The sequence below is a fragment of the Paraburkholderia tropica genome (assembly GCF_914484835.1).
GTDB lineage: Bacteria > Pseudomonadota > Gammaproteobacteria > Burkholderiales > Burkholderiaceae > Paraburkholderia > Paraburkholderia tropica_A.
In genome coordinates, this window is record NZ_CAJZAR010000037.1 from 356,476 (window position 1) to 383,223 (window position 26,748).

Consider the following 26,748-nt stretch of genomic DNA (forward strand, 5'->3'; position numbering starts at 1 on the left):
GAACGTGAAAAAAACCTGGTTCTCCGCAGGCCAAATCCTGCTGACGCTCATCGTCGTCGTCGTGGCCGCGCTCGTGCTGTGGCGCATCGTCAACTACTACATGTTTTCGCCGTGGACACGCGACGGCCACGTGCGCGCCGACGTGATCCAGGTCGCGCCCGACGTGGGCGGCCTCATCACGAACGTCGACGTGGTCGACAACCAGCAGGTCAAGAAAGGCCAGGTGCTGTTCGTGATCGACCAGGCGCGCTACGCGCTCGCGCTGCGTCTCTCGCAGGCCGCGCTCGAACAGCGCAAGGCCACGCTCGCGCAGGCCAAACGCGAATTCGCGCGCAACATCGCGCTCGGCAACCTCGTGGCGAGCGAGACGCTCGAAGAAAGCCGCACGCGCGTCGAGCAAGGCGAAGCCGCCGCGGCCGACGCCCAGGTGCAGGTCGATACCGCGAAGCTGAACCTGCAGCGCACGACCATCGTGAGCCCCGTGGACGGCTATCTGAACGACCGCGCGCCGCGCGAGGGCGAATATGTGTCGGCGGGCCATGCGGTGCTGTCGGTGGTCGATATGCATTCGTTCCGCGTCGACGGTTACTTCGAGGAAACGCGCCTGCACGGCATTCATATCGGCCAGCCGGTCGAGATCACAGTGATGGGCGAAACGCGTCCGCTGCGCGGCCACGTGCAGAGCATCGTCGCGGCTATCGAGGACCGCGACCGCCAGGCGAGCCCGAATCTGCTGCCGAACGTGAACCCGGCGTTTAGCTGGGTGCGTCTTGCGCAGCGTATTCCGGTGCGCGTGGCGCTCGACGAAGTGCCCGACGACTTCCGCATGATCGCGGGCCGCACCGCGACGGTCGCCGTGCGTGCCGATGCCGACGACAAGCCGCGCGCGAAGGACCACGCCAATGGCGCGAGCGGCGCAAGCGGCACATCCGCCGCTTCGGGTGCCAGCGCAGCATTGGCCGCGAGCGGAGCCTCGCAATGACGCGCCGTAGTCTCTGGCGCTCGTTCGCACTCGCGCCGCTCACGCTCGCGCTCGGCGCGTGCATGAACCTGGGCCCGAATTACAAGCTGCCGAACGACGCGCTCGTGAACGCGCCGCTCGCGCAAGGGCCGATCGCGGGCGCGGACAAGGCGCCGGTTTCGCAGGGCGAGGTGCCCAACGACTGGTGGCGTCTCTACGACGATCCCACGCTCGATCAGCTCGTGCAGGACGCGCTCCAGTCGAACGCGAGCCTGCGCGTGGCGGCCGCGAATCTCGCGCGTTCGCGCGCGGCGCTCGACGTCGCCAACGCGCAAGGCGGCTTCTCGGGCGGCGCGACCGTGGGCTTCCAGCGCGCCCAGGAATCGGCGGAACAATACCTGCTGTTCAGCAAGCTGCCGGTCGAAAACCTCGGCTCGCTCGGCGTGAACGTCTCGTATGAACTCGATCTGTTCGGCAAGCTGCGCCGCGGCGTGGAGTCGGCGGAAGCGGAAGACGAAGCCGTGCTGGCCGCCGCCGATCTCGCGCGCATCACCGTGGTCGCCGACGTCGTGCAGGCCTATGTCGAATCGTGCTCGGCGGGCGAGGAACTCGCCATCGCGCAGGAATCGCTGAAGCTGCAACAGCAGCGCGTGGCGCTCACCAAACGTCTGCGCGACGCGGGACGCGGCAATCAGCCCGACGTGACGCGCGGCGTGACGCAAGTCCAGACGCTCGCCGCCGACATTCCACGCTTCCAGGGACGCCAGCGCATCGCGCAATATCAGCTCGCGATGCTGCTCGCGCGGCCGCCGGCAGAACTGCCGCCCGCCGTGCTCAGCTGCAACCGCCTGCCGAAGCTCAAGCAGCCGATTCCTGTCGGCGACGGCGCGGCGCTGCTGCGCCGCCGCCCCGACGTGCGCGAAGCCGAACGGCAACTCGCGTCGGCGACCGCGAAGATCGGCGTGGCGATGGCGGCCATGTATCCCGACATCAGCATCGGCGCGAGCGTGGGCTCGGTCGGTATCGCGAGCGATCTGTTCTCGCCGATCACCAATAGCTGGTCATTCGGACCCCTGATCAACTGGACGTTCCCGGCGAACGGGCAGCGCGCGCGCGTGCGCGGCGCGCAGGCGGCGACGGCGGGCGCGCTCGCGCATTTCGACGGCGTGGTGCTCAACGCGCTGCGCGAAACGCAATCGAGCCTCGCCACCTACGCCGCCGACACGCAACGCGCCGATTCGCTGCGCACCGCGTACGGTTCGGCGCGGCAGTCCGCCGATGAAACGCATCGCCTCTATTCGGCGGGCCGCGAATCGTTCCTCTCCGATCTCGACGCCACGCGCACGCTCACGGCGGCGCACTCGCAGGTGGCGGCGGCCGAAGGCCAGGTCGCGCTCGATCAGGTCAAACTGTTCCTCGCGCTCGGCGGTGGCTGGCAGCCCGATCAGGAAAAGCCCGCGCCCGCCGATGCAGCATCGGGCACGCAGGCCGCACAACCGGTTCGCGCGCAATAGACGCCGCAATAAATGCCGCGATAAATAGCCATCAACGCAGCGACAAAACGAGGGCGCGCAAAGCGATTTGCGCGCCCTCGCTTCATTTGGCGCAGCATGCTTACTTCGCTTCGACCGCCGCCGCGCGATAACGCGCCGCCGGTTGCGACTGGCCGAAGTTCGCCGCCATCGCCTGACGTGCGGCTTCGAATGCGTTCCACTGCTGCTCGTCGGGCAAGGGCGGAATCGTGACCGTCTCGCGGCGATCGTAGCCCGCGAGCGCTGAATCGACGAGATCGTCGACTTCCATCACGCCGCTCAACTCGTTCACATCCTTGCCCGCGTGCGACCAGATATCCGTACGCGTGGCGCCCGGCAGCACCGCCTGCACGTACACGCCCTTCGGCCCGAGTTCGACGTGCAAACCTTGCGAGAGGAACAGCACGAACGCCTTGGTCGCGCCGTAAACCGTCGCGTGATACTCGGGCACGAGGCCCAGCACCGACGCCACATTGACGATGGCGCCCTGCCCCTCGCGCGCGAAACGCGGCGCGACGGCGGCAGCGAGCCGCGCGACCGCCGTGGCGTTCAGATCGATCAGTTTGCTCACCACCTCCGCGCCCTGCTCGATGAAGGTGCCCGCCGCCGTGGTGCCCGCGTTGTTCACCAGCACGCCGATGCGCGCGTCGCTCGCGAGACGCGCTTCCACTTGCGCGAGGTCGGCGTGCTGCGTGAGGTCGGCGCGCAGAATCTCGACGTTCACGCCATCGCGCTCGCGCAGCCGCGCGGCCAGCGCTTCCAGACGCGCCTGATCGCGCGCGACCAGCACGAGGTCGTGGCCGCGCTGCGCGAAACGATCGGCATACACCGCGCCAATACCGGTGGATGCGCCTGTGATCAGAACAACGGGTTTTGCTGACATGGTGACTCTCCTTCGCGTATCGAATCTTTATACATGACGGTCATCANNTGACCGTCATGTATAATGTCAAGCAGAAAATCTAGGGCAGCGGAGAACGCGATGCGAGTCAGTCGTGAGCAGGTGGCGATCAATCGCCAAAAAATTCTGGAAGCGGCCAGCCGTTTATTCCGCGAGCGCGGCTACGACGCCGTCACGGTCGCGGAAGTCATGAGCGCCGCCGGCCTCACGCACGGCGGCTTCTATGGCTACTTCAAGTCGAAGGACGATCTGATCGCCGAAACGCTCGCGCACGTGTTCGCGCAAGGCGACGCGGGCGAAACGGACGTGGCGCGCTACGCGTCGCGCTATCTGTCGCGCTCGCATCGCGACAATCTCGCGGGCGGATGTCCGACTGCGGCGCTGGGCGCGGAAACGGTGCGCCAGACGCCCGAGGCGCGCGCCGTGATGGCGGCGGGACTCAGGAAGCAGATCGAACGTTTGAGCGCGGCGAACGCCGCGAGTGGAGACGCTTCCACTGCCGAACACGCACGGCGTGCGGCCATCGGCAGTTGGTCGGCGATGGTGGGCGCGGTGATTCTCGCGCGGCTGATCGACGACCCCGCGCTCTCGGACGAAATTCTCGACGAAACGCGCGCATGGATCGATGATCGGGAGAACGATTCAATTTAAACGATTGATGAATCGCACCACGGTGAAAGCGCTTTCACTGAGGTCGAATCGAACGCCGTAGAACGCGAAAACGCGGTGCGCCCATTTGGGACGCACCGCGTTTACACATTCGATTACGCCAATACCGGGCGCAATTCAGGCTCACTTCATGATGACCGGCGGCGAATACGAGCTAGCCGAGCCGCTTTGCGACGTGCCATCGGTCGAAGGACCATAACCGCTTTGCGCGGCCAGGCGGGCCTGTGCGGCGCGGTAATCTTCAGGATAGTAAGGAGACACGACGTTCGGGCGCCAGCCCACCGACTCCAGCTGCTTCAACTCGGCGCGCACCTGTTCACGCGTGACAGGACCGTTTCCCGGCTGCGATTGGGCGAACGACACAGCGGGCACCACGAGCACGGCGGCCAGCGCAGCAGCCTTGAAAAGCGACTTCATGACAGAACCTCCAGTAACTTGACTTGTCGGTGCAGCGCTCGCTGCGAACCGTTGATTACAAGTCTAGAAACTCTGGCCTCCGAGATAAATGTCGACGAAACGAATTCACTGTTTTCATGGCTCGCATAATCGCGCGACGGTTTTTATCCCCTTTTGCATCATGGGCATTCGCTTCTTTCCTTAAGACATAAGCTTATTCCCTTATGAAATAAGGCGCGGCGGGCGACACGGTCCATACGCGCGAGCGCGCGCTGGTGCATCATAGCCACTCGATCTCGTCGAAGACGAAGGAGGCGACAACGATGGCGACGTGGAAACCGGATCCGACGTTTTACCCCTCAGCACGTCTGGCCGCCGACGCGGCCCCTGAGAAACTCGCGTGGGTTGCGAGTTTCGACCCCACTAGCGCGGTGCCCGACTCGCTCGATGTCGTCGATCTCGATCCCGCCTCGCCGGAATTCGGCCGCATCGTTCATCGGCTCGCCATGCCCAACACCGGCGACGAACTGCATCACTTCGGCTGGAACGCGTGCAGTTCGTGCCTGTGCCCGAATGCGCCGCACGCGCATACCGAGCGCCGCTATCTCGTCGTGCCGGGGCTGCGTTCGTCGCGTATTCATATTGTCGATACGAAACCCGATCCGCGCCGCCCGCGCATCGTGCGCGTCCACGAACCGGAAAGCGTCGCGCAGCGCGCGGGCTACACGCGCCCTCATACGGTGCATTGCGGGCCGGATGGCATTTACGTGACCGCACTCGCGAACGCTCAAGGCGAAGCGCCCGGCGGCATCTTCCTGATGGACCACGAGAGCTTCGATATTCTTGGCCAATGGGAAATCGAACGCGGCCCGCAGGAACTGGCCTATGACGGCTGGTGGCATCTGGGCTTCGACACGGTCGTGACGAGCGAATGGGGCCTGCCCGCGACCTTCGAAAACGGCCTCGTGCCTGAGGTATTGCTGGGCGGGCAGTACGGTCATCGTCTGCACTTCTGGGACCTGCATACGCGTCGGCACAAGCAGACGCTCGACTTCGGCGCGGAGAATCAACTCGTCTTCGAACTGCGGCCCGCGCACGATCCCACGCGTCCCTATGGCTTCGTGAATTCCGTGATCAGCCTGAAAGATCTCTCGGCCTCGATCTGACAGTGGTATCTCGACGGCGACCAGTGGGCCGCGCGCAAGATCATCGAGATTCCCGCCGAGCCCGCCGACCCCGAATCGCTGCCGCCGATGCTCAAGGGCTTCAGCGCCGTGCCGCCGCTCGTGACCGATATCGCGCTGTCGCTCGACGACCGCTTTCTTTACGTGGCGTGCTGGGGCACCGGCGACCTGCGGCAATACGATGTTTCGGACCCCGAACATCCCAAACTCACGGGAAGCGTGCGCATCGGCGGCATCGTTTCGCGCGCGACGCATCCGCGCGCAGGCGGACGCGCGCTCAACGGCGGCCCGCAGATGGTCGAAGTGAGCCGCGACGGACGGCGTGTCTATTTCACGAACTCGCTCTATGGCGCGATCGATGCGCAGTTCTATCCCGAAGGCATCGACGGATGGATGGTGAAGCTCGACGCGGGCGCGGACGGCGGCCTCGCATTCGACGAGCAATTCTTCGTCGAGTGGCCGAAGACGCATCGGCCGCATCAGATCCGGCTAGAGGGCGGCGATTGCTCGTCGGATTCGTACTGCTATCCCTGAGCGCGCGGCGCGATGAGCGGCATCCTCGACAGCTTCGACGCGCACTGGGTGGCCTGGAGCGCCGTCGTCGGCAGCGGCGTTTTTCACGGCGCGAATCCGGCGATGGGCTGGTTGTTCGCGACGGCGCTGGGCCTGCAACGGCGCAATCGCGCCGCGCTTCTGATGGCGCTGCCGCCGATCGCGCTCGGACACGCAGCGTCGGTGCTGCTGTTGACGAGTTCGATCGCGCTGCTCGGCGCCTGGCTGCCGCGTCTCGCGCAAGGCGGGCTGCATTGGGTGCTGGGCGCGCTGCTGATCGGCTGGGCGCTCTGGCAGCATGTGTATGGGCATCGGCACCGCGTGCGCGTGGGCATGACGGCGGGTTTTCTGGGGCTCGCCGCGTGGTCCGCGTTGATGGCGACGCTGCATGGCGCGGGACTCATGCTCATGCCCGCGATGCTGCCGTTGTGCGGGGCAGGCGGCGCGAATCCGCTGGCCGTGTCGTTCACGTTCACCGCGCTGCACACGCTCGTCACGCTCGCGACCACGGCAGTGATCGCGCTCGTCGCTTATGAGTATGTCGGGCTGGGAATGCTGCGGCGCGGCTGGATCAATTTCGACTGGTTATGGCGCGGCGCGCTGGTGGCCACGGGGACGTTGGTGATGGCGGCGGGGTGAAGCGCCGCTCATCGCGCCATACTCCGCTCACTCCCCCGCCGGAAAATCCGTCCCCAGCCCCGTCTCGCGCCACGTTTCGATATCGGCCAATGCAGCACGCAGCCGAGCCGCCACCGCATCCACGCCAAACGCGCCCAGCACCAGATGGCGCGGCGGCGACTCCACCTCCGTGATACGAATGATCGCCTGCGCCGCGCGCTTCGGATCGCCCGGCTGGTGACCGCTGCCTTCTGCCGTGCGCTCCATGCGCGCGCCCGCCGTCGGCGCATAATCGGCGATACGATTCGGCGTCTGCACGAGCGAACGCCCCGCCCATTCGGTGCGGAACGGCCCCGGCTCCACGCAGGTCACCTTGATGCCGAGCGGCCCGGCCTCCGCGAGCAGCGAATCGGAAAAGCCCTCGACCGCGTGCTTGCTCGCCGCGTAATACCCCGACCCCGGAAAGCCCGCGAGCCCCGCCACCGACGTAATGTTGATCACGTGTCCGCGTTTTTGCTCGCGCATGACGGGCAGCACCGCGCGCGTGAGCGCGAACAGGCCGAACACGTTCGCATCGAATTGCGCGCGGATCTGCTGCTCCTCGCCCTCCTCGATCGAGCTTTGATAACCGTAGCCCGCGTTATTCACGAGCACGTCGATCTCCCCGAAATGCTCGCGCGCCTGCGCGACGGCCGCGGCGATCTGCGCCGGATCGGTCACGTCGAGCGCAACCTTCAGCAGACGCTCGCCCGCCTCGGGCGCGAGATCGTCGAGCGCGGCCTGGTTGCGCGCGGTCGCGACGCAACGCCAGCCGCGCGCGAGCACAGCGCGCGCGAACTCGCGCCCGAAGCCGATCGAGCAGCCGGTGATGAACCACACAGGGGAAGCATTCGTGGAAGCATTCGAAGAAGAAGTTGCCGACATGACAGGGCCTCGCAGACGTTGACACAGCAGAGGTGAACACAGCGGATGCAGCCGCAAACGCGCGCCACTGCGGCGCGCGAAAGGCAATCGGAAGGCGCGCCGCCGTCGAGCCGATCGTCGAGCCGATCGTCGAATCACTCGTCGAATCACTCGTCAAACTGCGTGGCGCACGCGCGCGTCGATGATAGCGGTAACGCGCCATCCGTGCAGAGCGCAGCGCGCGTGCCCACTCAGGTCCGCCCACGCATGCCTCAGCGCCAAATCGCGAGGCCATGTACCATACGGCGCTCGCGCCCACGCGCTCCGCTTATCCTGTCCGCATTCAACGCATCACCCGGAGTCAAACCGATGTCCACCCTCAGCACGCCCGAGTCCGCCACCCAGAACGCCACCGAAGCCCTCGAAACGCGTTACGGCACGCCCTGGCACGCGCCGTTGCCCGCCTGGAACGCCACGCTCGACACGCTGCTCGCGCATCGCTCGGTGCGCAATTACGCCGACAAGCCGCTGCCCGAAGGCACGCTCGAAACGCTGATCGCGGCGGCGCAATCAGCTTCCACGTCGTCGAATCTGCAAACGTGGAGCGTCGTCGCCGTCGAGGACCCGGAACGCAAGGCGCGTCTGTCGAAGCTCGCCGCCGACCAGTCGCAGATTCGCGAAGCGCCGCTCTTTCTCGTCTGGCTCGCCGACCTCAACCGCCTCGAAGCCGCCGCCGAGCGCACGTCCGCGAGCGCCGAGGGTCTGCACTATCTGGAGACGCTGTTCGTCGGCGTGATCGATGCCGCACTCGCCGCGCAGAACGCCGTGGTCGCGCTCGAATCGCTCGGCCTGAGCTCGGTGTATATCGGCGCGATCCGCAATCAGCCCGAGCAGGTCGCCGCCGAACTCGGCCTGCCGCCGCGCGTGATGCCGGTGTTCGGCCTCTGCGTGGGCTACGCGGACGAATCGCGTCCGGCGCAAATCAAGCCGCGTCTGCCGCAAAGCGTCGTGCTCCATCGCGAGCAATACGACGCGCCCACGCAAACCGAAGGCATCGCGCAATACGACGACGTAATGGGCGCTTTCCAGACCGCGCAAGGCCTGAGCGCCGCCGGCTGGACCTCGCGCTCACTCGCGCGCTGGCGCAGCCGCGAGTCGCTGCATGGCCGCGACCGGCTGCGCGATGCGCTCCAGGCACTCGGCTTCGAATTGCGCTAAGCGACACACGCGCACGACCGCGTAAAAATCATCAGCATAACGAAGTGTTCGAATGGAGGAGCAACGCAAATGAAAGTCGCCATCATGGGAGCGGGCGCGGTGGGCTGCTATTACGGCGGCATGCTCGCGCGCGCGGGACACGACGTCGTGCTGATCGGCCGCGCACAGCATGTCGAGGTCATCGAACGCGAGGGTTTGCGTCTGGAAACGCAGACCTTCGACGAGCTGATCGGCGCGCCGCATCTGCGCGGCAGCACGGAGCCGGCCGCCGTGGCGGGCGCGCAGCTCGTGCTGTTTTGCGTGAAGTCTCCCGACACCGAGAGCGCGGGCGAATCGATCAAACCGCATCTCGGCGCGGACACGCTCGTGCTCACGTTGCAAAACGGCGTCGATAACGCCGAGCGCTTGCGCACCGTGATTCCGCAGGACGTGGCCGCCGCCGTGGTCTATGTGGCGACGGAAATGGCCGGGCCCGGCCACGTGCGCCATCATGGCCGCGGCGAACTCGTGATCGAGCCGTCGCGCAGCAGCGAAGCCGTCGCGCAGACACTGATCGACGCGGACGTGCCGACCGAAATCTCCGCGAACGTGCGCGGCGCGCTCTGGGCGAAGCTGATTCTGAACTGCGCGTACAACGCGCTATCGGCGATCACGCAATTGCCGTACGGACGTCTCGTAGAAGGCGCGGGCGTGCGCGACGCCATGCATGACGTGGTCGAGGAATGCAAGGCCGTGGCGCATGCCGACGGCGTGACGCTGCCGCCCGACGTCGAAGCCGCCGTGCGCCGCATCGCCGAAACCATGCCGGGACAGTTCTCGTCCACCGCGCAGGATCTCGCGCGCGGCAAGCGCAGCGAAATCGATCACCTGAATGGCCTGATCGTGCGGCGCGGCGCGGCGCTCGGCGTGGCGACGCCCGCGAATCGCCTGCTGCACACGCTCGTCAAACTCATCGAGGACAAGGCGCACGGCGCGCTTTGATCGCCGAGGCAAACTCCCCCGTGCCGCCGCTTCAGCCTGCGAATAATCCCGACGGCTGCGGCGGCAGCTTCACGCGAAAAATCGCGAATCGCCCTTTGCGCGGATAGCCATTCGAGAAGTTCAACTCGTGCAGATGCGAATCCGCGAAATACAGATAATCATTCTGGAGTGCGAATCCATCGGCCCATGAGATCTTGCCGGGATCATCGACGAGCGTGCGTTGCGTGAAGGCCGGTTTACCCTCGAGCGTCACGGGCGCGAGCGCCACCACCGTGCGCTGTTCGAGATCGCCGCCGTAAAGCGTGCCGTCCGCGCCCATCAGCAAGCCGCCCGTGAGCGCGTAATCGCCGAGCGATTGCACGCGCTGCCCGAGCGCTTGCGGCGAGAGCGTTTCGTCGACGAGCGCCTCGGTCGGCACGCGCCAATAGTGATGATCGGTGAGCGGACGATAGTAAAGCCAGTCGCGCTGCGGCGACAGCGCGATGCCGTCGGTTTGCAGCACGAGCACCTGGCCGTCGAGCTTGCGCGCCACGCGGTCGCCGAACATCAGATGCTGCTTCGGATCGGAGACGCTGGAGCGGTCGCCCGCCAGCACGAGGCGCGCGCGTCCGTCGCTCAAGCGCGCGACCACCACGCCGCCCCGATTGCCCGCGTTGCTGATGAACGCATAGCCGTGCTGTAGATCGATGCGCACGTCGTTGATCGAATCGGCCGGCGTGATCGCGGACTCGAACGTATAAGTGCGCACGGGCGTGGGCTTCTCGAGATCGAACTGCACGAGCTTGGGCGGTTGCAGGCGCTGATCGGCAGTGGGCAGCGACGAGTCGAGCACCCACAGGCGGTCGCGTTCGTCCACCCAGAGCGCCTGCGCCGAAATCCACTGACGCTCGCCAGAGCGATTCGGCTGATACGTGTTCCAGCGCGTGTCGGGAAACGGCAGCAGGCTGCCGCTGCGCAGATCGACTTCGACGACGCTGAAGCGCGATCGATGCACCGACGAAGGCGCGGTCGCGAATACGCGCCCCGCTTTCGTCACGCCAATGCCGACGAGCCGAAAATCGTCGCCAAAGGTCGCGACTGTTTCGAGTTTCGAATGATCGGGATTCGGCGCGGCCCGTGCCGCGGATATCGGCACAACGGCGGGAAACACTGCGGGTAAGGCCGCGCCGCACACGGCGGCGCCCAGCTTCGCGACAAAGCGTCTGCGCGAGCGCAGGAAGGAATGCACGGCGTCCATGCTGTCTCCTTGCGGTTGGGAAGCCGTGCGGCTGTCACGGCCCTCGCTGATGATGTGGCAGCCGCGAGGCCGTGTTGGTTCCCTGTAAACCGCGGGAAGCGAGCGCCGTGCCCGTCTTTATCCGCGCTGCATCAAGTGCTGGACGACTCACGTTCGAAAACAAGCAGCGTCGACGTCGCCGACGCATAGAGCTTGCCCGCCGCATCGGTAATCGACGCCTCCGCGAAAGCCGCGCGGCGGCCGATGCTCAGCACGCGCCCTTCCGCACGCACCGGCCCCGTCTTCGCGGTCATCGGCCGGTGGTAGGCCACCTTGAGTTCCAGCGTGGTGTAACCCTGATTCGGCGCGAGGCGCGAATGGGCCGCGCAGCCGCAAGCCGAATCGAGCAGCGTGGCCGCGTAGCCGCCATGCACCGTGCCGATCGGGTTGTACGCATGCAGTCCCGGCACGCCTTCGAACACCACGCGGCCTTCGTCGACTTCAACGAGCTTGAAGCCAAGGGTTTCGCCGATGGGTGCGCTGCGCCCGCTCGCGAGCATGCGCTGGAGTTGTTCGAGGCCGCTCAGGTCGGCGGGCAATTCAGCAACGAGGTTCATGGCAGTCCGGTCTCCGTCGGGTTGCGCTGGGTTGCGCGCTGGGTTTCGCCAACGCGTGCGCGTGTGTGCTCACGTATGCGTGCGTATGCACAGATGCGCCCAAAAAATCGGGCAGTGCGCGCCTCTGCCTTGCGACTGACTGTTGCGCAAGGTTGACGCGCGCGCCGCCGTCCCGACATCCTACCTCGTTGCGAACGATCGTGCACAAATCGTTTTGAACCTGAATCGATGCTCCATTCCAGCGCGTACGCGCCCTCAATACGTTTCGAGGTGCAGCCGCCCTTCGCGCTTGAGCCGCGCCCACAGCGCATCCCAACCGAGGCCGTGCGCCTCGGCGATTTCGGCAAGCGCCTGCAGCACGCCGTCCTCCATGCCCTTGAGCCCGCAGACATAAACATGTGTGTTGCCATCCGCGAGCAGCGGCGCGACATCGGCGGCCCGCTCGCGCATGGCGTCCTGCACATAACGCTTCGGTTTTCCGGGCGTGCGCGAAAACGCAAGATTCGTGTCGATGAAATCCTTCGGCAAATTCATCAGCGGTCCGAAATAAGGTAATTCCGCCTGCGTGCGTGCGCCGAAGAACAGCATCAGTTTGCCCGTTGCGCCTTTGAGCCTGCGGCGACGGCGATATTCGGTCATCGCGCGCATCGGCGCAGAACCGGTGCCGGTGCAGATCATCAGCAAGTGCGAGTTCGGATGATTCGGCATCAGGAAAGTGTCGCCGAACGGCCCGATCACCGTCACCACGTCGCCTTTCTTGAGATCGCAGAGATAGTTCGAACACACGCCGAGCGTGGCCTTGCCGCCGTGATCGTGCGTCACGCGCTTCACCGTGAGCGAGACGTTGTTGTAGCCGGGCCGCTCGCCGTCGCGCGGACTCGCAATCGAATATTGACGCGCGTGATGCGCGCGCCCCTCTGCGCTCTCGCCCGGCGGAAGAATGCCGATCGACTGTCCTTCGAGCACCGGAAACGGCATCGCGCCGAAGTCGAGCACGAGGTGATGGATATCGCTTTCCGTGGCCTCGTCGGTGAGGCGATAGTTGCCGACCACCGTGGCCGTCGTCGGCGCCTTGTGCGTGTAGAGATTCACGTAAGGACGCGCCGCCGACCATGGCGGCACGGTCGAACCACGCACGAGATCCGAAGCGACAACCGCCGCATCCGGCATCTCGCTCACGGCGTCTTGCGACGCGCTTTCCGCCGCTGCGGGCGCGCTTACCGTGGGATTCTGCGTCGGCAATTCGTCCCACGAAAACTGCTCGTCGAGACTATATGCATTCGCCTTGAACACGTTGCGCCAATTGTCGATCGCGCCCGTGGGACACGGCGGCACGCACGCCATGCAGCCGTTGCAGACCTCGGCCTTCACCACGTAATTCGTGCCGTCATGCGTGATCGCATCGATCGGACAGGTTTCTTCGCAGGTATTGCAGCGAATGCAGATCTCGGGATCGATCAAATGCTGCCTGAGAATGTCCACGGGAACCGGTCCGTTCATGATTGTCTCCCTGCCTGCCGCGCCGTCTTTCAGTTGAAGCGCACGTACTCGAAATCGACGGGCTGACGATTGATGCCCATCGCGGGCGGCGCGATCCAGTTGGCGAACTTGCCGGGCTCCACCACGCGACCCATCAGCGAGGCCACATACGCGCGATCTTCGGCGGTAGGCAGCCAGGTCGCCTCGTTCGCGGCCCATTGCGCCTCGTCGATCACACGGCCGTCGGGCGCTACGCGCAAGCCCGCGAAGGTGCCGATCTGCCGGTTGAACGCCTTGTGCGGCACGCTCAGCCGAAAGCCGATGCCCGCCTTCTCCAGCACCTTGTTCCAGCGGTTCACGCCCGCGACCGAGTCCTTGATGTAATCGTCGCGCAGCACTTCGTTCATGGCATTGAGCATGGGCACCTCGCGCTCCACGAGCTTGCCCTCCTGCACGTCGAGCAGCCGATACTGCTGGCCTTCGAGCCGGTGATCGTCGTCACGTTTCGTTTCCTCGTAGCGGCCCTTGAGGCCGGAACTGTAGAACGTCGCCGCATTCGACGAATGATCGGCACCGAACAGGTCGATCGTCACCGAGTAATGAAAGTTCAGATAGCGCTGGATCGTGTCGAGATCGATCACGCCCGCTGCGCGCAGACGCGCCGCGTCGTCGGTGCCGAGTTCGTTGATCGCCTGCGCCGTGCGCTGCACCACGCGCGAGACGCCCGATTCGCCGACGAACATATGATGCGCTTCCTCGGTCAGCATGAATTTCGTGGTGCGCGCGAGCGGATCGAAGCCCGATTCCGCGAGTGCGGAAAGCTGGAACTTGCCGTCGCGGTCGGTGAAATACGTGAACATGAAAAACGCCAGCCAGTCGGGCGTTCTCTCGTTGAATGCGCCGAGAATGCGCGGATTGTCGTCGTCGCCGGAACGCCGCTCCAATAATGCTTCGGCTTCCTCACGACCATCGCGACCAAAGTAGCGATGCAGCAGATACACCATCGCCCACAAATGCCGCCCTTCCTCCACGTTCACCTGAAACAGGTTGCGCAGATCGTACATCGACGGCGCGGTCAGACCCAGATGACGTTGCTGCTCGACCGACGCGGGTTCGGTATCGCCCTGCGTGACGATGATGCGGCGCAGATTCGCGCGATGCTCGCCCGGCACTTCCTGCCACGCGGGCTCACCCTTGTGCGCGCCGAAATGAATCTTGCGTTCGGCTTCGCCTGGCGTGAGAAAAATGCCCCAGCGATAGTCGGGCATTTTCACGTGATCGAAATGCGCCCAGCCGCCCGCGTCCACGCTCACCGCCGTGCGCAGATAAACGTCGAATCCCTGCGAGCCGTCGGGCCCCATGTCGCCCCACCACGAAAGAAAATTCGGCTGCCACTGCTCCAGTGCGCGCTGAAGCGTGCGGTCGTCGGCGAGATTGACGTTGTTCGGAATCTTTTCGCTGTAATTGATAGTCGACATGTCGGTTCCTTGCGGCGATTCATGCGAAATTCAAACGCGATTCACGCGACACTCAAACGCGCGTGGCATCGAACTGCGCCTTGCTGCCCTTGCCGTACACCTTGAGCGCGCCCTTCTCGCCCACGGCGTTCGGGCGATTGAAGATCCAGTTCTGCCATGCCGACAAGCGGCCAAAGATGCGCGTCTCCATCGTTTCCGGGCCATTGAAGCGCAGATTGGCTTCGAGCCCTGTTAGCGCATCGGGTGACATGGCCGCGCGTTCTTCCAGCGCGATGCGAATCTCGTCGGACCAGTCGATATCGTCGGGCGCGGCCGTCACGAGGCCGATGCGCTCCGCTTCCACGGGCTTGACCGGCTCGCCGATCTTCGCGCGCGCCGCGTCGAGCGGTTCTGCTTCGTTATAGAAACGCCGTGCGAGCCGCGACTGATGCGTGACCATCGGATAGAGACCGAAATTCGCTTCGGAAAACGTAATAACGGGTTCTTCATCCTCGTTCGATGGCAGCGCCGCCATATAGGTGCGGTCGGCGGCGAAAGCCAATTCCGCGAACGTGCCCGCGAAACACGATCCCGGCTCAATCAGCGCAAACAGCGAACGCGACGAGACGTCGATACGCGCGAGCGTTCTGCGCAGCATGCCGATGGTCTCGCGCACGAACCAGTGCTCGCGATGCGCGAGCAGCGCAGCGTCGGCGGCCAGCACCGCGCGCGCGTCGCCTTCGGTCTTGAGTATCCAGGTGCCGATATCGAGTTCGTTGCTGCGCATCGAGAGAATCGCGTCATCGAGTTCGCGTGCGAATTGCAGCGGCCACCATGCCGCGCCCGCCGCAACGATAGCGTCGATGCCTTCAGGCAACGGCGCGACCGGCGCTTTCGCCGTGAATGTCGCCGTGCGCTTCGCGCGATCGATCGTTACGTCGAGGTTCGCGTAGCGCAAGCCGTTCTCGTGCTCGACGCGTTCCACGCGCGTCAGCGTCACGCCTTGCGCACCCACGGGCCGGTCGCTCGACGCGGCCAGTTCGAGCGCGCGCGCCTGCACGGCCTGGCGAAACTGATTGGGCTTCACCACGTCGTCGACGAGACGCCACGCCTTCGCGCGCTCGCCGCGAATGCCCTCCACCACGGTGCAGAAAATATCGGCGCGATCGTGGCGCACCTTGCGCTTGTCGGTCAGGCGCGTGAGGCCGCCGGTGCCGGGCAGCACGCCGAGCAGCGGCACCTCGGGCAGCGCGACCGTCGACGAGCGATCGTCCACGAGCAGAATCTCGTCGCACGCGAGCGCGAGTTCATAACCGCCGCCTGCGCACGCACCGTTGACCGCCGCAATGAATTTGAGTCCCGAATGGCGCGACGCATCTTCGATGCCGTTACGCGTTTCGTTGGTGAACTTGCAGAAGTTGACCTTCCAGGCATGCGAGGAAAGGCCGAGCATGAAGATATTCGCGCCCGAGCAGAACACGCGCTCCTTGAGGCTCGTGAGCACCACCGTGCGCACTTCGGGATGCTCGAAGCGAATGCGCTGAAGCGCATCGTGCAATTCGATATCGACGCCCAGATCGTATGAATTCAGTTTGAGCTTGTAGCCCTCGCGTAGACCGCCGTCCTCGGCGATATCGAGCCCGAGCGTCGCGATCGCGCCGTCGAAGCTGAGCGTCCAGTGTCGATAGCGCGAGGGATCGGTCCGGTAATCGACCGGCGCGACGGGCGCAACGGGTGAAACGGCTGCAACGCGCGCGGCCAGCGCGGCTTCTTGCGGGGCGAGGACGGTGTCGGCGGCGGCCATGGGCGTCTCCTGGGGATGTTCATCTCATCGTTTCAATGAACGATAGTGCTACATCGCACCCATGTAAAGCACTTTAGTGCATATCAAGCCACCACGACGAGTAAACCATGAACTGCAATGCAGGACGACTCACGCGCCCCGCAACCTCAACAACGTCAATCGACGCGTACCGGCAACTCCGCGCCCAGCCGCGCCGCCAGCCGGTCGCGCAGTTGCAGATAGGCGTCAGCGAGCGTGCGTTCGCTGGTGTCGAAGCTCATGTCCGCGCGGCCGTACAGTTCGGCGCGGCCCGCGAGAATACGTTTGAGATCGTCCATCGCCTCGCTGTTGCCGGCGTGACCCGACATCGGCCGCAAGTCGCCTTGCGCGACCACGCGGCGCATATGATCCTCGGGCGCGGCCTGCAGCCAGACCGTGAAGCAGTGCGCGAGCAGCGCGTTGAACGTCGCGGGCTCGGAGACGAGACCGCCCGGCGACGCGATCACGGCGCGCGGATGCTCCGCGATCACTGCTTCGAGCGCGCGCTGCTCGTAGCGGCGATACGCGCTCGCGCCGTAAAGCGAGTGGATTTCCGCAGGCGGGCAGCCCGCCATCTGCTCGATCACGCGCGTGAGTTCGACGAACGGCACCTTGCGTTCCTGCGCGAGCATGCGGCCCAGCGTGGATTTGCCCGCGCCGCGCAGACCGATCAGCGCGATGCGTTCGTTGCGGTGCGGATCGGCGGGCGCCTGGGAAAACATCTCCGCGAGTGCGACGCGCGCGCGATGCAGCGCGGCCGGGTCACGCCCTTGCAGCAACTCGCGGATCAACAGCCATTCCGCCGACGACGTGGTGACGTCGCCGGTCACTTCGGCGAGCGAGCAGTTCAGCGTGATCGCGATCTGGCGCAGGACCAGCACCGAGGCATTGCCGACGCCCGATTCGAGATTCGCCAGATGACGCTCGGACAGCCCGGTTTCCGTCGCCAGCGCCTTGCGCGTCATGCCGCGTCGCGCGCGCAGCATGCGCACGCGCTCGCCCATCGCCGTGAGAAACGGATCGCGCTCGGCACGCTCGCCGCGTGCGCCTTCCTGTGCCTCGGCGGCCTCGTCCGCCTGCGGCTCGGCAACGTATGTTTGCTTCATTTTCAGAAACCTCCCAGCGCGATTTTATGTACTATAGTGCTTGACACGGACTTGTCTAAGCGCTAATTTTCCGCCAAAAGCGCACGTGGCGATAGCCCGTCGCGCCGCCTGGCCGCTCCATGTCAAATCGTGGCGCGACTGCCTGCACGATCATGCATACCCGGCGGTCCGGCACAGATCGGACGCATTGAGGACGCGCTGGAGACACGCGCGCGGGCGGCGGCAAGACTGCGAGCATCGCGCACGACCTCAAACAATCATTAGCAATCCCTGGCAATATTGGAAGCAATATAACAAGCGGCGATCGGCGGCACGCGATCGAGGCGGACAAAACGGAGACAGCATCGTGGACACGAAGGCAGCGTCAATCAATTCCGTTATTCCCCCTCCCGTGCAATTCAATTTCGCCGCGCATCTGTTCGCGTTAAACGCCGCGCGCACCGAGAAACCCGCCTATATCGACGATCACACAACCCTCGCTTATGGCGAACTCGAAACGCGCGCGCGCCGTTTCGCGAGCGTCTTGCGTGCGCTAGGCGTGCATGCCGAACAACGCATCCTGCTCGTGATGCTCGACACCGTCGAATTGCCGGTCGCGTTTCTCGGCGCGCTGCTTGCGGGCGTGGTGCCCGTGATCGTCAACACACTGCTCACGGCCGCCGATTACGCCTATATGCTCGCGCATAGCCGCGCGCGCGTCGTCATCGTATCGGGCGCCGTGCTGCCTGCGGTGAAGCCCGCGCTCGACCAGGCGGGCTGCGAAGACTGCACGCTCGTCGTGTCGCAACCGCTTGCGGATCGTTCGACCGAAACCTCGCTGCGCACACTCATCGACAACGCGGCACCCGCCGCGCACATCGCGCCCACCAGCGCCGACGATATCGCCTTCTGGCTCTATTCGTCGGGTTCGACTGGAAAACCGAAGGGCACGGTTCACACGCACGCGAATCTTTATTGGACCGTCGAAACCTACGCGAAACCGATACTCGGCATCCGCGAAACCGACGTCGTTTTTTCAGCCGCTAAACTCTTTTTCGCGTATGGACTCGGCAACGCTCTGTCGTTTCCGCTTTCGGTTGGCGCGACCACCGTGCTGATGGCCGAGCGCCCCACCGCCAACGCGGTATTCGCGCGCCTCGTGCAGCATCGCCCGACCGTGTTCTACGGGGTGCCTACGCTCTACGCGAGCATGATGGCCTCGCCGTCTTTACCCGCGCGCGCGGACGTCGCGCTGCGCGTCTGCACCTCGGCGGGTGAAGCGTTGCCGCGCGAAATCGGCGAGCGCTTTCGCCAGCATTTCGGCAGCGATATTCTCGACGGACTCGGCTCCACGGAAATGCTGCATATCTTTTTGTCGAATCGTCCCGGCGATGTCGAATACGGCACCACGGGCCGCCCGGTTCCTGGCTACGACGTCGAATTGCGCGACGAATCCGGCCAGCTCGTCGCCGATGGCGAAATTGGCGACCTCTATATTCGCGGCCCGAGCGCCGCGCTAATGTATTGGAACAATCGCGAGAAGTCGCGCGCGACCTTTCTCGGCGACTGGGTCAAGAGCGGCGACAAATATCGTCGCCTGCCGGGCGGCTGCTATGTTTACGCGGGCCGCAGCGACGACATGCTCAAGGTCAGCGGCCAATATGTCTCGCCAATCGAAGTGGAGATGGTGCTCGTGCAGCACGAAGCCGTACTCGAAGCGGCGGTGATCGGCGTCGAGCAAAACGGGCTCGTCAAGACCTGCGCATTCGTCGTGCTCAAGCGCGAGCGTCGGGCCGAATGCGCCGAACCCGACACGATGGCCGCGACGCTCAAGGCCTTCGTGAAAACACGTCTGGCGCCGCATAAGTATCCGCGCGATATTCTGTTCGTCGACGATTTGCCGAAAACCGCGACCGGTAAAATCCAGCGTTTCCGGCTGCGCGAACAATTTCAATCTCCGCCTTGAATTCATGAACGCAAGCGAATTTGCCGTGTTGCCCGCCGGCGCCGACTTTCACGCCAGGCGCGGCGCGCTGAGTATCGAATACCGCTGGATCGGCGTCGACGACGCGCATGCGCCCATCGCCGTTTTTCTGCACGAAGGACTCGGCTCGATTGCGATGTGGAAGGACTGGCCGCAAGCGTTATGCGAACGCCTCGGCTTGCGCGGGCTCGTTTATTCGCGGCCCGGTTATGGCCGCTCCACGCCGCGCGCGTCCACGGAAAAATGGCCCGTCGATTTCATGTCGAGTCAGGCGCGCGACGTGTTGCCCGCGCTGCTCGATGCGCTCGGCGTGAGCGATGCCGAACGCGCGCGTATGTGGCTCATCGGGCATAGCGACGGCGCCTCGATCGCACTGCTATACGCCGCGTCTTTTCCGCGTGGGCTCGCGGGCGCGGTCGTGATCGCGCCGCATGTCTTCGTGGAAACGATTTCAGTCGAGAGCATTGCGCAAACCCGGCGGGCCTACGAAGCAACGGCACAGCAGACAAACCCGCAAACGACTCTGCGCGCCAAACTTTCGCGCTATCACGACGACGTCGATTCCGCGTTCTACGGCTGGAACGACATCTGGCTCGATCCGGCATTCCGCGCGTGGAATATCGTCGAGACGCTCTCGCCGATTACCGCGCCGCTGCTCGCCGTGCAGGCGCGCGACGATCAATACGGCACGCTGGCGCAAATCGAGGCGATCGGCGCGGCGGTGCCGCACGCGCACGTGCTGACGCTCGACGCGGGCGGCCATTCTCCCCATCGCGACGCGCGCGCCACGCTCGACGACGCCATCGACACGTTCATGCGCAGCCGGATCGGCGCACGATAATCGCAGCACACGCGCAAACGATGCGCCGGGCATCGAATACTTACCGCGCGCAAAACCCTCCGCTGAACCCTGACTGTTCGCTCCCCGCGCCGCCCGAACGGCGCATCGCAATGATGGTATCGTTTGCTCTGGCCGAAAGCGCTGCCAGAGCGCCCACGGAGACGCGCGGCTGGCGCAACGCAACGCACGCAACGCACGCGCCGCGACGTGTGCACACGCACAGCAGCGCCGCCGACGGCACGGCACCCAACGATGAGCGATTCCATCCTGATGAACGTATCGAGAATCACGCTGCGCGCGCGGCGCGAATGGGCCGCGCTGAAGGCGTTCATGGCGCACGCGTTCGCGCCCGCGCTGCGCAACATGCAATACGTGAAGCGGCGCATGCGGCCCTTCGCCGTGGTCGCGACAATCGGCTTTCCACTTTACTACTACGTCTGGAAAGTCCTGTTTCCTCAGCCTTATGAAAATCTCACGCTGCGCCTGATCGGGTCCGCGCTGTTCGCGCCGTTCCTGTTCCCGGACCGCTGGCCCGTCGCGATAAAAAAATTCCTGCCGTGGTACTGGTATTTCTGCACGCTTTACGGCCTGCCGTTTTTCTTCACCTTCATGCTGTTCAAGAACAACGGCAATGAGGTCTGGGTGGAAAGCGCGCTGATCGCGGCCTTCGTGATGGTGCTGTTGCTCGACTGGCTGATGCTCGTGCTGCAATTTCTCGTCGGCATCGGCCTGGCGCTGCTCGCCTACACGCTCACGTCCGATTCGTTCACGCTGACTGGCGGCTACCTCACGCATCTGGCGATTTTCTCGTTTGCCGTGGCGATCGGCGCCATCGCCAATTACGACCAGGACCGCATCCAGATCGAACAGGAGCGCGCGATGCTCGCCACCGCGGGCAGCGTCGCGCACGAACTGCGCACGCCGCTCGTCGCCATCCGCGTCGGTGCCGCCGGCCTCATGCGCTATCTGCCCGCGCTGCTCGATACCTATCTGCTGGCCCAGCGTCACCGCCTGCCGGTGCCGAAAATACGCGTGGCGCATCTGCATTCGATGCAAGGCGTGGTCGGGCGCATCGAGCAGGAGGCGCTGCATTCGAACGCGATCATCGACATGCTGCTCGCCACCGCGCGCTTTACCGGCGGAACGATGCAAAACGCAAGCACGTGCTCCATCGTGCATTGCGTGGAAACGGCACTGGCGCGCTATCCGTTTCGCGAAGGCGACCGCGCGCGCGTGCATTGCAATCTGCGGCCCGATTTCGAATTCGCCGGCTCGGAAATGCTGACCGTGCACGTCTTGTTCAATCTGATTAAAAACGCCTTCCGGCATATGGGCAGTATCGAAGGCGCGCATATTTCTATTCGTCTTGAATCGGGTAAACGCGCTAATCGCTTGATTTTCAGCGATACCGGAACGGGTATTTCGCCGGAAGCCTTGCCGCACATCTTTACCCGCTTTTATACTTCAAGCACCATCACCGATGACGTATCGCTGGGCGCGGGAATCGGACTGGCATTCTGCCGCGATGTCATGCAAGCGATGGGGGGAGCGATTACCTGCTCCTCGGTCAAAGGCCAATATACCGAGTTCGTTTTGACATTCCCAACGCCATGACGAAAGCCATTCAGCCATTTTCCTGGCCAACCACAGTCGCCTTCGTCGACGACAGTGCGGCATTTCTTTCGAATCTGAGCTTGCAGCTCGACCCGGAACTGGCGTTCCGCATGTTCAGCTCGCCGGGCGAAGGACTCAAGTACCTCAATGCGCGCGCGGCCCAGGATCAGCCCGTCTCGCCCATCTTCAGTCCCTATCTCGACCGCACCGAGGAAAACGATGCGCATCAGGTCATCGCCATGCGCGTGGACGCGATTCGCAGCCTCGTGAACCGGCCCGCGCGCTTCGAGTCCATTTCGGTCGTAGTGGTGGATTACGACATGCCGGAACTCAACGGTATCGAATTTTGCCGCCGCCTTACGAATCCCTCGATCAAAAAGATCATGCTCACCGGCAAGGCCGACGAACACGTGGCGGTGAAAAGTTTCAATGAAGGGCTAATCGACCGTTTTATCCGCAAGCATGAAGCCGATGCCGTCGAAACCTTGAATCAGGCCATTCACGACATGCAGCTCGCGCATTTCGACAAAACCAGCGGCAGCGTGCTCGACGCACTCGCGGTATCGGAATATGCGTTTCTCAAGGACGGCGCGCTCGCGGCGCATGTGCAAGGCATTTTCGATTCATTTGGCATTGTCGAACATTACCTTTCTTATCAGCCGCCCGGCCTTCTGATGTTCGATGCCGAAGGCACGGCTTATCTGCTCATTATTCATACCGACGAATCGCTGCGCGGCGTGCGCGAGATCGCCGTCGAGCAAAGCGCGCCCGCGAGCTTTCTCGCCGAACTCGACAGTTGCGGCAGCGTGCCCTACTTCTGGCGCACCGAAGGCTACTATCCGGCGCAATGCGCGGACTGGCGGCTCTACATGCATCCCGCATCGGTATTCGAAGGCGAACGCCGCTACGTCTATTCGATCGTGAAGCGCCCGCCCGGCCTCACGCTCGACAGCGTCGCGCCCTACGACGGCTATCTGCAACGCCTCGACCGCGAGATTCAAGCGGCGTGGGGCACGCACTGAACGCCCCACGCCTGCCCTGACGGCTTAACGCTTTTCCAGCCTTATCCGCCCTATCCGCTTTATTACGCCGCTTCCGGCAGCTCGATCAGCGCGGGCGCCTGACGCGTGCGCGCACGGCCTTCGCCACGCTCCATGAGACGGCGCGTCGACGGCCAGTTCCACATCTGCACCTCGTCGCGAATCGCCTTGCAAACATCCACGAGGCGCTCGATATCCGCATCGCTCATGGCCGCGTTGATCGACAGGCGAATCAGCGAGCGATTCTGCGCCGTGGCGGGCGCGCAGAATACCGACCCGAAAATGCCGCGCGCTTCCAGCGCATCGCGCAGCACGATGGTCTGCGTTTCCGGCCCCGCTTCGAGCGCGACGATCTGCGTTTCGCTGCCGTTGAGGTTGTAGCCGAACTCGCTCAGACGCGAACGCACATAATCCGCATTCGACGCGAGCCGCGCGCGGCGCCAGTCGTCGCGCTCGATCACGTCGAGCGTCGCCGCGAGACCCGCGGTTTCATGCGGCAGCAGTGTCGAACTGAAAATGGCGGGCAGCGCTTCGAACTTGAAATACTCCTGAAAACGCCGCGAACAGCTGATGATGCCCGCGCGTCCCGCAAACGCTTTCGCGAGACTCGCCGTGCGGAAATGCACGCGCTCGCCGAGCCCCAATTCCGCGACCATGCCCGCGCCGTGCGGCCCGTGCGTGCCGAGCGAATGCGACTCGTCCACCACGAACACGCAATCGTGCGCGGCGCACACGTCAGCGAAGGCCTGCAACGGACAGACACTGCCATTCGTGCTGTACACCGAATCGACCATCACGATGCCCGGCCCGTAACGGCGAATGCGCTGCTCCAGATGCGCGGCATCGTTATGCATGAAGCTGATGGGTTTCGCGCCCGCGCTGCGAATGCCTTCCCACAGCGACATGTGCGCCATCATGTCGACATACACCGGCGTCTGCGCGTTGGCGATCGACTGGATCAGCCCCGTATTGGCGGCGAATCCCGATTGACACAGCACGCTCGCTTCGGTGCCCATATAGCGGGCAAAGCGGTCTTCGAGCACGAGTTGCGGACACGCGTCGCCGTGCAGAAAAATGCCCGACATTAGCAGACCGTTGCCTTCCGAACGGATGCTCGTGCACATCGCGTCGAGAATTTCCGGCTGCCGCGCGATCGACAGATAGTCGTTGCTCGACAGATGCAGCGCCTGCGCATCGGGCTCGCGGCCCATCATGATGTGACCGCCCGCCCACGTCTGCTGCACGCGCGCCTCGTAATAGCGGTCGACGCGTGCCGCGAGAAATGCGGGCAAGCCCGCGTCGTTGTTGTGTGCGTCACGCCAGTTGTTATTCACTGCTTTCATCTCAGGCTCCTTGGTGGTGAATGGCCGCCCCCCGCTAGCGACATCTGGGTCGAGATCGACTGCGATAGCTGGCCGGTGATAGACCCGTGCCTGGACACCTCGCGCACGAAGGCATGGCGAGACATCCAGGCTGCAGGCTGGTAAAACAGGCTGGTAATTGCGGATATGAAAGACTGGCGCGCGCGTGGCGACGAGGGGCGGGCCGGATGCGCCATCGCACCCGGCCCCGAGTGCAACGCTGAGCGCAAACCCGAGCGCATGCCGGCCGCGCGCGGCGGCCGCGATGCTGCGCTGAGATCCCCTTGGCGCGATCTCCCGTCGACGCGCTACGCATCCCCCCGGACGCGCGCAAACGGCTGCGAATTGAAAGGCGGATGCGGGCGCTTTACGCCTTGAGCGAGCGTCCCGGCACTCGTGCGATGACCGCTTCGCGCAATCGCCACGGGTGGATGGAAAGAGACGCTTGCCCGATGAATGGGGTACGGTTCCGCGCGGCGCGCACATGATGGCGCACAGCTCGCTGGAACAAACGTTGCGGGGAACGTTTAACGCACCTTCGATAATTATCCTTTAAAAACAGCCACGTGATGCATTTCACCGGCTTCGATGCGCTTTGCATTCCGAAATTATTTTCGCCGTAACGAATGCACACCGGCGATGGTAAAGATTTCATGCGACAAGCATGAATCCCCTGCTATTGGCAGGTAAATAAGCGAAACAATCGAATCAGCCAGCGTGCAGCGGCGCGTCCGCACGCAACAATGCGTGAACAACGCGTGTCATGCGAAGCGAGAAGAAAATATTGCCGACGGCGTTATGAAATTTTTGTGTCGTCGTTGGCGGAAATCGCGTCGCGCGATTCAGCGGCGCGCGCACTCACGACCTGATTGCGGCCGCGCATTTTCGCTTCGTAAAGCGCCGCGTCCGCGCGTGCCATCAGGGTCGTCAAGGTGTCGCCGGGAGCGAGCGCGTCCACGCCCGCGCTGAAGGTCAAACCGTCGTGGGCGGGTTCGCGCGCGAGATGCGGCTCGCCTGAGCCGCTCTGCTCCGCGCCCGGTGTCCCGTGAATCGGCGCCGGTTGATCCGCCGTGCGCCGCACCGAAAGCGCGGCCACGCGCAGCGCGTCGACGCGCGCGGCGGCGTGCTCGCGCTGCGTCGCCGGAAACAGCAGCGCGAATTCCTCGCCGCCCAAGCGCCCGAACAGATCGGTCTCGCGCACGCCCGACGACATCACGCGGCCGAAATGGGCCAGCACGCGATCGCCGGCCGCGTGGCCATAGAGATCGTTGACAGCCTTGAAATGATCGATGTCGATGATGGCGAGCGCGAGCGGCGCGCCCATCGCGCGGGCCGCGCCGAGCAAGGCGTCCGCTTGCGTGACGAAGGCGCGGCGCGTGAGCGCTCCGGTCAGTTCGTCGCGGTTGGCGAGGTGTTCGAGCCGCTCCGCCATGCGGTCGTGCGCGAGCAGCACCATGCCGATCGAGAGCGCCGGCAACACCAGAATGCCGAGCGCCAGATACGCCACATTGAAGGGCGTGGAATCGAGCATCGTGGTCTGGTGCACGAGCCCGCTGCCGTAAATCATGCCGCGCAGGCCGTGCGCAAACGCGCCCAGCCACGCCGACCAGGTCACGAAACCATAGCTGTAACGCGGTCGACCGGGCGGCCGGTCATGCAGCGCGAGCCAGCCGATCGCGCCATAAACCGACGCATGAAACGCCGACACGATCGCAATGCGCACGCCGAGATCCGGTTCCACCCAGTACCACCACGCGATGCCGACCGCCAGCGCCGCGCAGCCCGCCCACGCGAGCGGCACGCGCGGACGCAGGCCGAAAAACTCGCGGCAGCCTTCGAGCACGCGCGTGACGGCGACCGCGAGCAGCGTGTTCGACACGAGGATCGTGAGGATCGGCATGCCCATGGGCTGCATGCCCGCGAGCACGAGCGCGATGCTCGCCATCACGTAAGCGCCAATCCAGCGGCTCACGCCAGGAATGCGGGCGGGCCGCAGCGAGCCGAGAATCGCGAGGCTCATGATGCTCGATAGCACCGTGACGAGAAGAATATTGACCGGATTTAGCATGGACTGCGCACGGCCGCGGCTGGCTCGGAATTCGATAAGGGGTCACGTCAGTTTAGGGCACGAATTGCATAAAGCTTGCATGGTTTTTAGTAGGCACCGTCGATATGTGGCGCGGATATTTATTCATGCAGGATGAATAGCCGCGAATTGGCGATGAATTGCCACGACTCGCTCCGCATTCGCCCCGCATTCACCGATCGATGCGTACACACGGATCGACGGGAACGCCATCTGCTGAAGAAAACGGCA

General features: G+C 64.4%; 21 protein-coding genes and 1 pseudogene. 11 read left to right on the forward strand and 11 right to left on the reverse strand.

Going from position 1 to position 26,748, the window contains the following annotated elements:
* Window positions 1-4 precede the first annotated feature (4 nt).
* Together LDO54_RS09760 and LDO54_RS09765 are read left to right on the forward strand one after the other, a co-directional pair.
* The gene (locus LDO54_RS09760; RefSeq protein ID WP_224009732.1) at window positions 5-982 is read left to right on the forward strand and encodes an efflux RND transporter periplasmic adaptor subunit; all 978 of its coding nucleotides are present in this window, start codon (window positions 5-7) and stop codon (window positions 980-982) included.
* Window positions 979-2,475 carry an efflux transporter outer membrane subunit gene (locus LDO54_RS09765; RefSeq protein WP_224009623.1) on the forward strand — a complete coding sequence of 499 codons (1,497 nt, stop codon included), beginning with the start codon at window positions 979-981 and terminating at the stop codon, window positions 2,473-2,475. Before LDO54_RS09760 ends, LDO54_RS09765 begins: the two co-directional genes overlap by 4 nt.
* Window positions 2,476-2,575: 100 nt before the next feature.
* On the opposite strand, the gene LDO54_RS09770 is transcribed toward LDO54_RS09765, so the two are convergent.
* Window positions 2,576-3,376: an SDR family NAD(P)-dependent oxidoreductase gene (locus LDO54_RS09770; protein ID WP_224009625.1), complete on the reverse strand. Its 801-nt coding sequence runs from the start codon at window positions 3,374-3,376 to the stop codon at window positions 2,576-2,578.
* A 99-nt stretch (window positions 3,377-3,475) separates the two neighbouring features.
* Here LDO54_RS09770 and LDO54_RS09775 point away from each other — a divergent pair, with 99 nt between their 5' ends.
* Complete coding sequence (locus LDO54_RS09775; protein WP_224009627.1) at window positions 3,476-4,045, forward strand: TetR/AcrR family transcriptional regulator; 570 nt, start codon at window positions 3,476-3,478, stop codon at window positions 4,043-4,045.
* A 141-nt stretch (window positions 4,046-4,186) separates the two neighbouring features.
* Here LDO54_RS09775 and LDO54_RS09780 read toward each other — a convergent pair whose 3' ends face one another.
* Window positions 4,187-4,480: a DUF4148 domain-containing protein gene (locus LDO54_RS09780; protein ID WP_224009629.1), complete on the reverse strand. Its 294-nt coding sequence runs from the start codon at window positions 4,478-4,480 to the stop codon at window positions 4,187-4,189.
* Window positions 4,481-4,782: 302 nt separating this feature from the next.
* On the opposite strand from LDO54_RS09780, the pseudogene LDO54_RS09785 reads away from it, so the two are divergent.
* Window positions 4,783-6,177 (forward strand): annotated as a pseudogene (locus LDO54_RS09785) (selenium-binding family protein).
* Window positions 6,178-6,189: 12 nt separating this feature from the next.
* The gene (locus tag LDO54_RS09790; protein WP_224009631.1) at window positions 6,190-6,834 is read left to right on the forward strand and encodes a hypothetical protein; all 645 of its coding nucleotides are present in this window, start codon (window positions 6,190-6,192) and stop codon (window positions 6,832-6,834) included.
* 27 nt (window positions 6,835-6,861) lie between these two features.
* Here the strand turns inward: LDO54_RS09790 and LDO54_RS09795 are convergent, their stop codons facing one another.
* Window positions 6,862-7,737, reverse strand: a complete 876-nt coding sequence (locus LDO54_RS09795) for an oxidoreductase (RefSeq protein WP_224009633.1) — start codon at window positions 7,735-7,737, stop codon at window positions 6,862-6,864.
* A 348-nt stretch (window positions 7,738-8,085) separates the two neighbouring features.
* On the opposite strand from LDO54_RS09795, the gene LDO54_RS09800 reads away from it, so the two are divergent.
* Together LDO54_RS09800 and LDO54_RS09805 are read left to right on the forward strand one after the other, a co-directional pair.
* Complete coding sequence (locus LDO54_RS09800; protein WP_224009634.1) at window positions 8,086-8,934, forward strand: NADPH-dependent oxidoreductase; 849 nt, start codon at window positions 8,086-8,088, stop codon at window positions 8,932-8,934.
* 69 nt (window positions 8,935-9,003) lie between these two features.
* Window positions 9,004-9,915: a ketopantoate reductase family protein gene (locus LDO54_RS09805; RefSeq protein ID WP_224009636.1), complete on the forward strand. Its 912-nt coding sequence runs from the start codon at window positions 9,004-9,006 to the stop codon at window positions 9,913-9,915.
* A 31-nt stretch (window positions 9,916-9,946) separates the two neighbouring features.
* Here the strand turns inward: LDO54_RS09805 and LDO54_RS09810 are convergent, their stop codons facing one another.
* From LDO54_RS09810 to LDO54_RS09835, 6 genes are all read right to left on the reverse strand, one after another.
* Window positions 9,947-11,152, reverse strand: coding sequence for a major royal jelly family protein (locus LDO54_RS09810; protein ID WP_224009638.1), 1,206 nt, complete (start codon window positions 11,150-11,152; stop codon window positions 9,947-9,949).
* Between the two features lie 131 nt (window positions 11,153-11,283).
* Entirely contained in the window at window positions 11,284-11,748 is a 465-nt protein-coding gene (locus LDO54_RS09815; protein ID WP_224009640.1) for a PaaI family thioesterase, read from the reverse strand.
* Between the two features lie 255 nt (window positions 11,749-12,003).
* Window positions 12,004-13,248: a benzoyl-CoA 2,3-epoxidase subunit BoxA gene (gene boxA, locus LDO54_RS09820; protein ID WP_224009642.1), complete on the reverse strand. Its 1,245-nt coding sequence runs from the start codon at window positions 13,246-13,248 to the stop codon at window positions 12,004-12,006.
* 29 nt (window positions 13,249-13,277) lie between these two features.
* Complete coding sequence (gene boxB, locus LDO54_RS09825; protein WP_224009644.1) at window positions 13,278-14,705, reverse strand: benzoyl-CoA 2,3-epoxidase subunit BoxB; 1,428 nt, start codon at window positions 14,703-14,705, stop codon at window positions 13,278-13,280.
* 52 nt (window positions 14,706-14,757) lie between these two features.
* The gene (boxC, locus tag LDO54_RS09830; RefSeq protein WP_224009646.1) at window positions 14,758-16,488 is read right to left on the reverse strand and encodes a 2,3-epoxybenzoyl-CoA dihydrolase; all 1,731 of its coding nucleotides are present in this window, start codon (window positions 16,486-16,488) and stop codon (window positions 14,758-14,760) included.
* A 155-nt stretch (window positions 16,489-16,643) separates the two neighbouring features.
* Complete coding sequence (locus LDO54_RS09835) at window positions 16,644-17,612, reverse strand: helix-turn-helix transcriptional regulator (RefSeq protein WP_224009648.1); 969 nt, start codon at window positions 17,610-17,612, stop codon at window positions 16,644-16,646.
* Between the two features lie 346 nt (window positions 17,613-17,958).
* Here LDO54_RS09835 and LDO54_RS09840 point away from each other — a divergent pair, with 346 nt between their 5' ends.
* The 4 genes from LDO54_RS09840 to LDO54_RS09855 all read left to right on the forward strand — a co-directional run bounded on the left by LDO54_RS09840 (window position 17,959) and on the right by LDO54_RS09855 (window position 23,052).
* Window positions 17,959-19,557 carry a benzoate-CoA ligase family protein gene (locus LDO54_RS09840; protein WP_224009650.1) on the forward strand — a complete coding sequence of 533 codons (1,599 nt, stop codon included), beginning with the start codon at window positions 17,959-17,961 and terminating at the stop codon, window positions 19,555-19,557.
* Between the two features lie 4 nt (window positions 19,558-19,561).
* Complete coding sequence (locus LDO54_RS09845) at window positions 19,562-20,416, forward strand: alpha/beta fold hydrolase (protein WP_224009652.1); 855 nt, start codon at window positions 19,562-19,564, stop codon at window positions 20,414-20,416.
* Window positions 20,417-20,668: 252 nt separating this feature from the next.
* Window positions 20,669-22,030: a sensor histidine kinase gene (locus LDO54_RS09850; RefSeq protein ID WP_224009654.1), complete on the forward strand. Its 1,362-nt coding sequence runs from the start codon at window positions 20,669-20,671 to the stop codon at window positions 22,028-22,030.
* Entirely contained in the window at window positions 22,027-23,052 is a 1,026-nt protein-coding gene (locus LDO54_RS09855; RefSeq protein ID WP_224009656.1) for a response regulator, read from the forward strand. The genes LDO54_RS09850 and LDO54_RS09855 overlap by 4 nt, the downstream gene beginning before the upstream one ends.
* A gap of 62 nt (window positions 23,053-23,114) precedes the next feature.
* Here LDO54_RS09855 and cqsA read toward each other — a convergent pair whose 3' ends face one another.
* Window positions 23,115-24,413 (reverse strand): alpha-hydroxyketone-type quorum-sensing autoinducer synthase, encoded by a 1,299-nt coding sequence (gene cqsA, locus LDO54_RS09860; RefSeq protein WP_224009657.1) that lies wholly within the window; start codon window positions 24,411-24,413, stop codon window positions 23,115-23,117.
* Between the two features lie 814 nt (window positions 24,414-25,227).
* Window positions 25,228-26,499, reverse strand: a complete 1,272-nt coding sequence (locus tag LDO54_RS09865; RefSeq protein WP_224009659.1) for a GGDEF domain-containing protein — start codon at window positions 26,497-26,499, stop codon at window positions 25,228-25,230.
* Between the last annotated feature and the right edge of the window lie 249 nt (window positions 26,500-26,748).

What these genes read in the sequence shown, in the direction of transcription:
- LDO54_RS09790 (WP_224009631.1), top strand. Translation starts at nt 6,190, where the DNA reads ATGAGCGGCATCCTCGACAGCTTCGACGCGCACTGGGTGGCCTGGAGC.
- LDO54_RS09765 (WP_224009623.1), top strand. Translation starts at nt 979, where the DNA reads ATGACGCGCCGTAGTCTCTGGCGCTCGTTCGCACTCGCGCCGCTCACG.
- LDO54_RS09845 (WP_224009652.1), top strand. Translation starts at nt 19,562, where the DNA reads ATGAACGCAAGCGAATTTGCCGTGTTGCCCGCCGGCGCCGACTTTCAC.
- LDO54_RS09865 (WP_224009659.1), bottom strand. Translation starts at nt 26,499, where the DNA reads ATGCTAAATCCGGTCAATATTCTTCTCGTCACGGTGCTATCGAGCATC.
- LDO54_RS09810 (WP_224009638.1), bottom strand. Translation starts at nt 11,152, where the DNA reads ATGGACGCCGTGCATTCCTTCCTGCGCTCGCGCAGACGCTTTGTCGCG.
- LDO54_RS09795 (WP_224009633.1), bottom strand. Translation starts at nt 7,737, where the DNA reads ATGTCGGCAACTTCTTCTTCGAATGCTTCCACGAATGCTTCCCCTGTG.
- LDO54_RS09805 (WP_224009636.1), top strand. Translation starts at nt 9,004, where the DNA reads ATGAAAGTCGCCATCATGGGAGCGGGCGCGGTGGGCTGCTATTACGGC.
- boxB (WP_224009644.1), bottom strand. Translation starts at nt 14,705, where the DNA reads ATGTCGACTATCAATTACAGCGAAAAGATTCCGAACAACGTCAATCTC.
- LDO54_RS09780 (WP_224009629.1), bottom strand. Translation starts at nt 4,480, where the DNA reads ATGAAGTCGCTTTTCAAGGCTGCTGCGCTGGCCGCCGTGCTCGTGGTG.
- LDO54_RS09855 (WP_224009656.1), top strand. Translation starts at nt 22,027, where the DNA reads ATGACGAAAGCCATTCAGCCATTTTCCTGGCCAACCACAGTCGCCTTC.
- LDO54_RS09815 (WP_224009640.1), bottom strand. Translation starts at nt 11,748, where the DNA reads ATGAACCTCGTTGCTGAATTGCCCGCCGACCTGAGCGGCCTCGAACAA.
- LDO54_RS09850 (WP_224009654.1), top strand. Translation starts at nt 20,669, where the DNA reads ATGAGCGATTCCATCCTGATGAACGTATCGAGAATCACGCTGCGCGCG.
- LDO54_RS09800 (WP_224009634.1), top strand. Translation starts at nt 8,086, where the DNA reads ATGTCCACCCTCAGCACGCCCGAGTCCGCCACCCAGAACGCCACCGAA.
- cqsA (WP_224009657.1), bottom strand. Translation starts at nt 24,413, where the DNA reads ATGAAAGCAGTGAATAACAACTGGCGTGACGCACACAACAACGACGCG.
- LDO54_RS09835 (WP_224009648.1), bottom strand. Translation starts at nt 17,612, where the DNA reads ATGAAGCAAACATACGTTGCCGAGCCGCAGGCGGACGAGGCCGCCGAG.
- LDO54_RS09770 (WP_224009625.1), bottom strand. Translation starts at nt 3,376, where the DNA reads ATGTCAGCAAAACCCGTTGTTCTGATCACAGGCGCATCCACCGGTATT.
- boxC (WP_224009646.1), bottom strand. Translation starts at nt 16,488, where the DNA reads ATGGCCGCCGCCGACACCGTCCTCGCCCCGCAAGAAGCCGCGCTGGCC.
- boxA (WP_224009642.1), bottom strand. Translation starts at nt 13,248, where the DNA reads ATGAACGGACCGGTTCCCGTGGACATTCTCAGGCAGCATTTGATCGAT.
- LDO54_RS09775 (WP_224009627.1), top strand. Translation starts at nt 3,476, where the DNA reads ATGCGAGTCAGTCGTGAGCAGGTGGCGATCAATCGCCAAAAAATTCTG.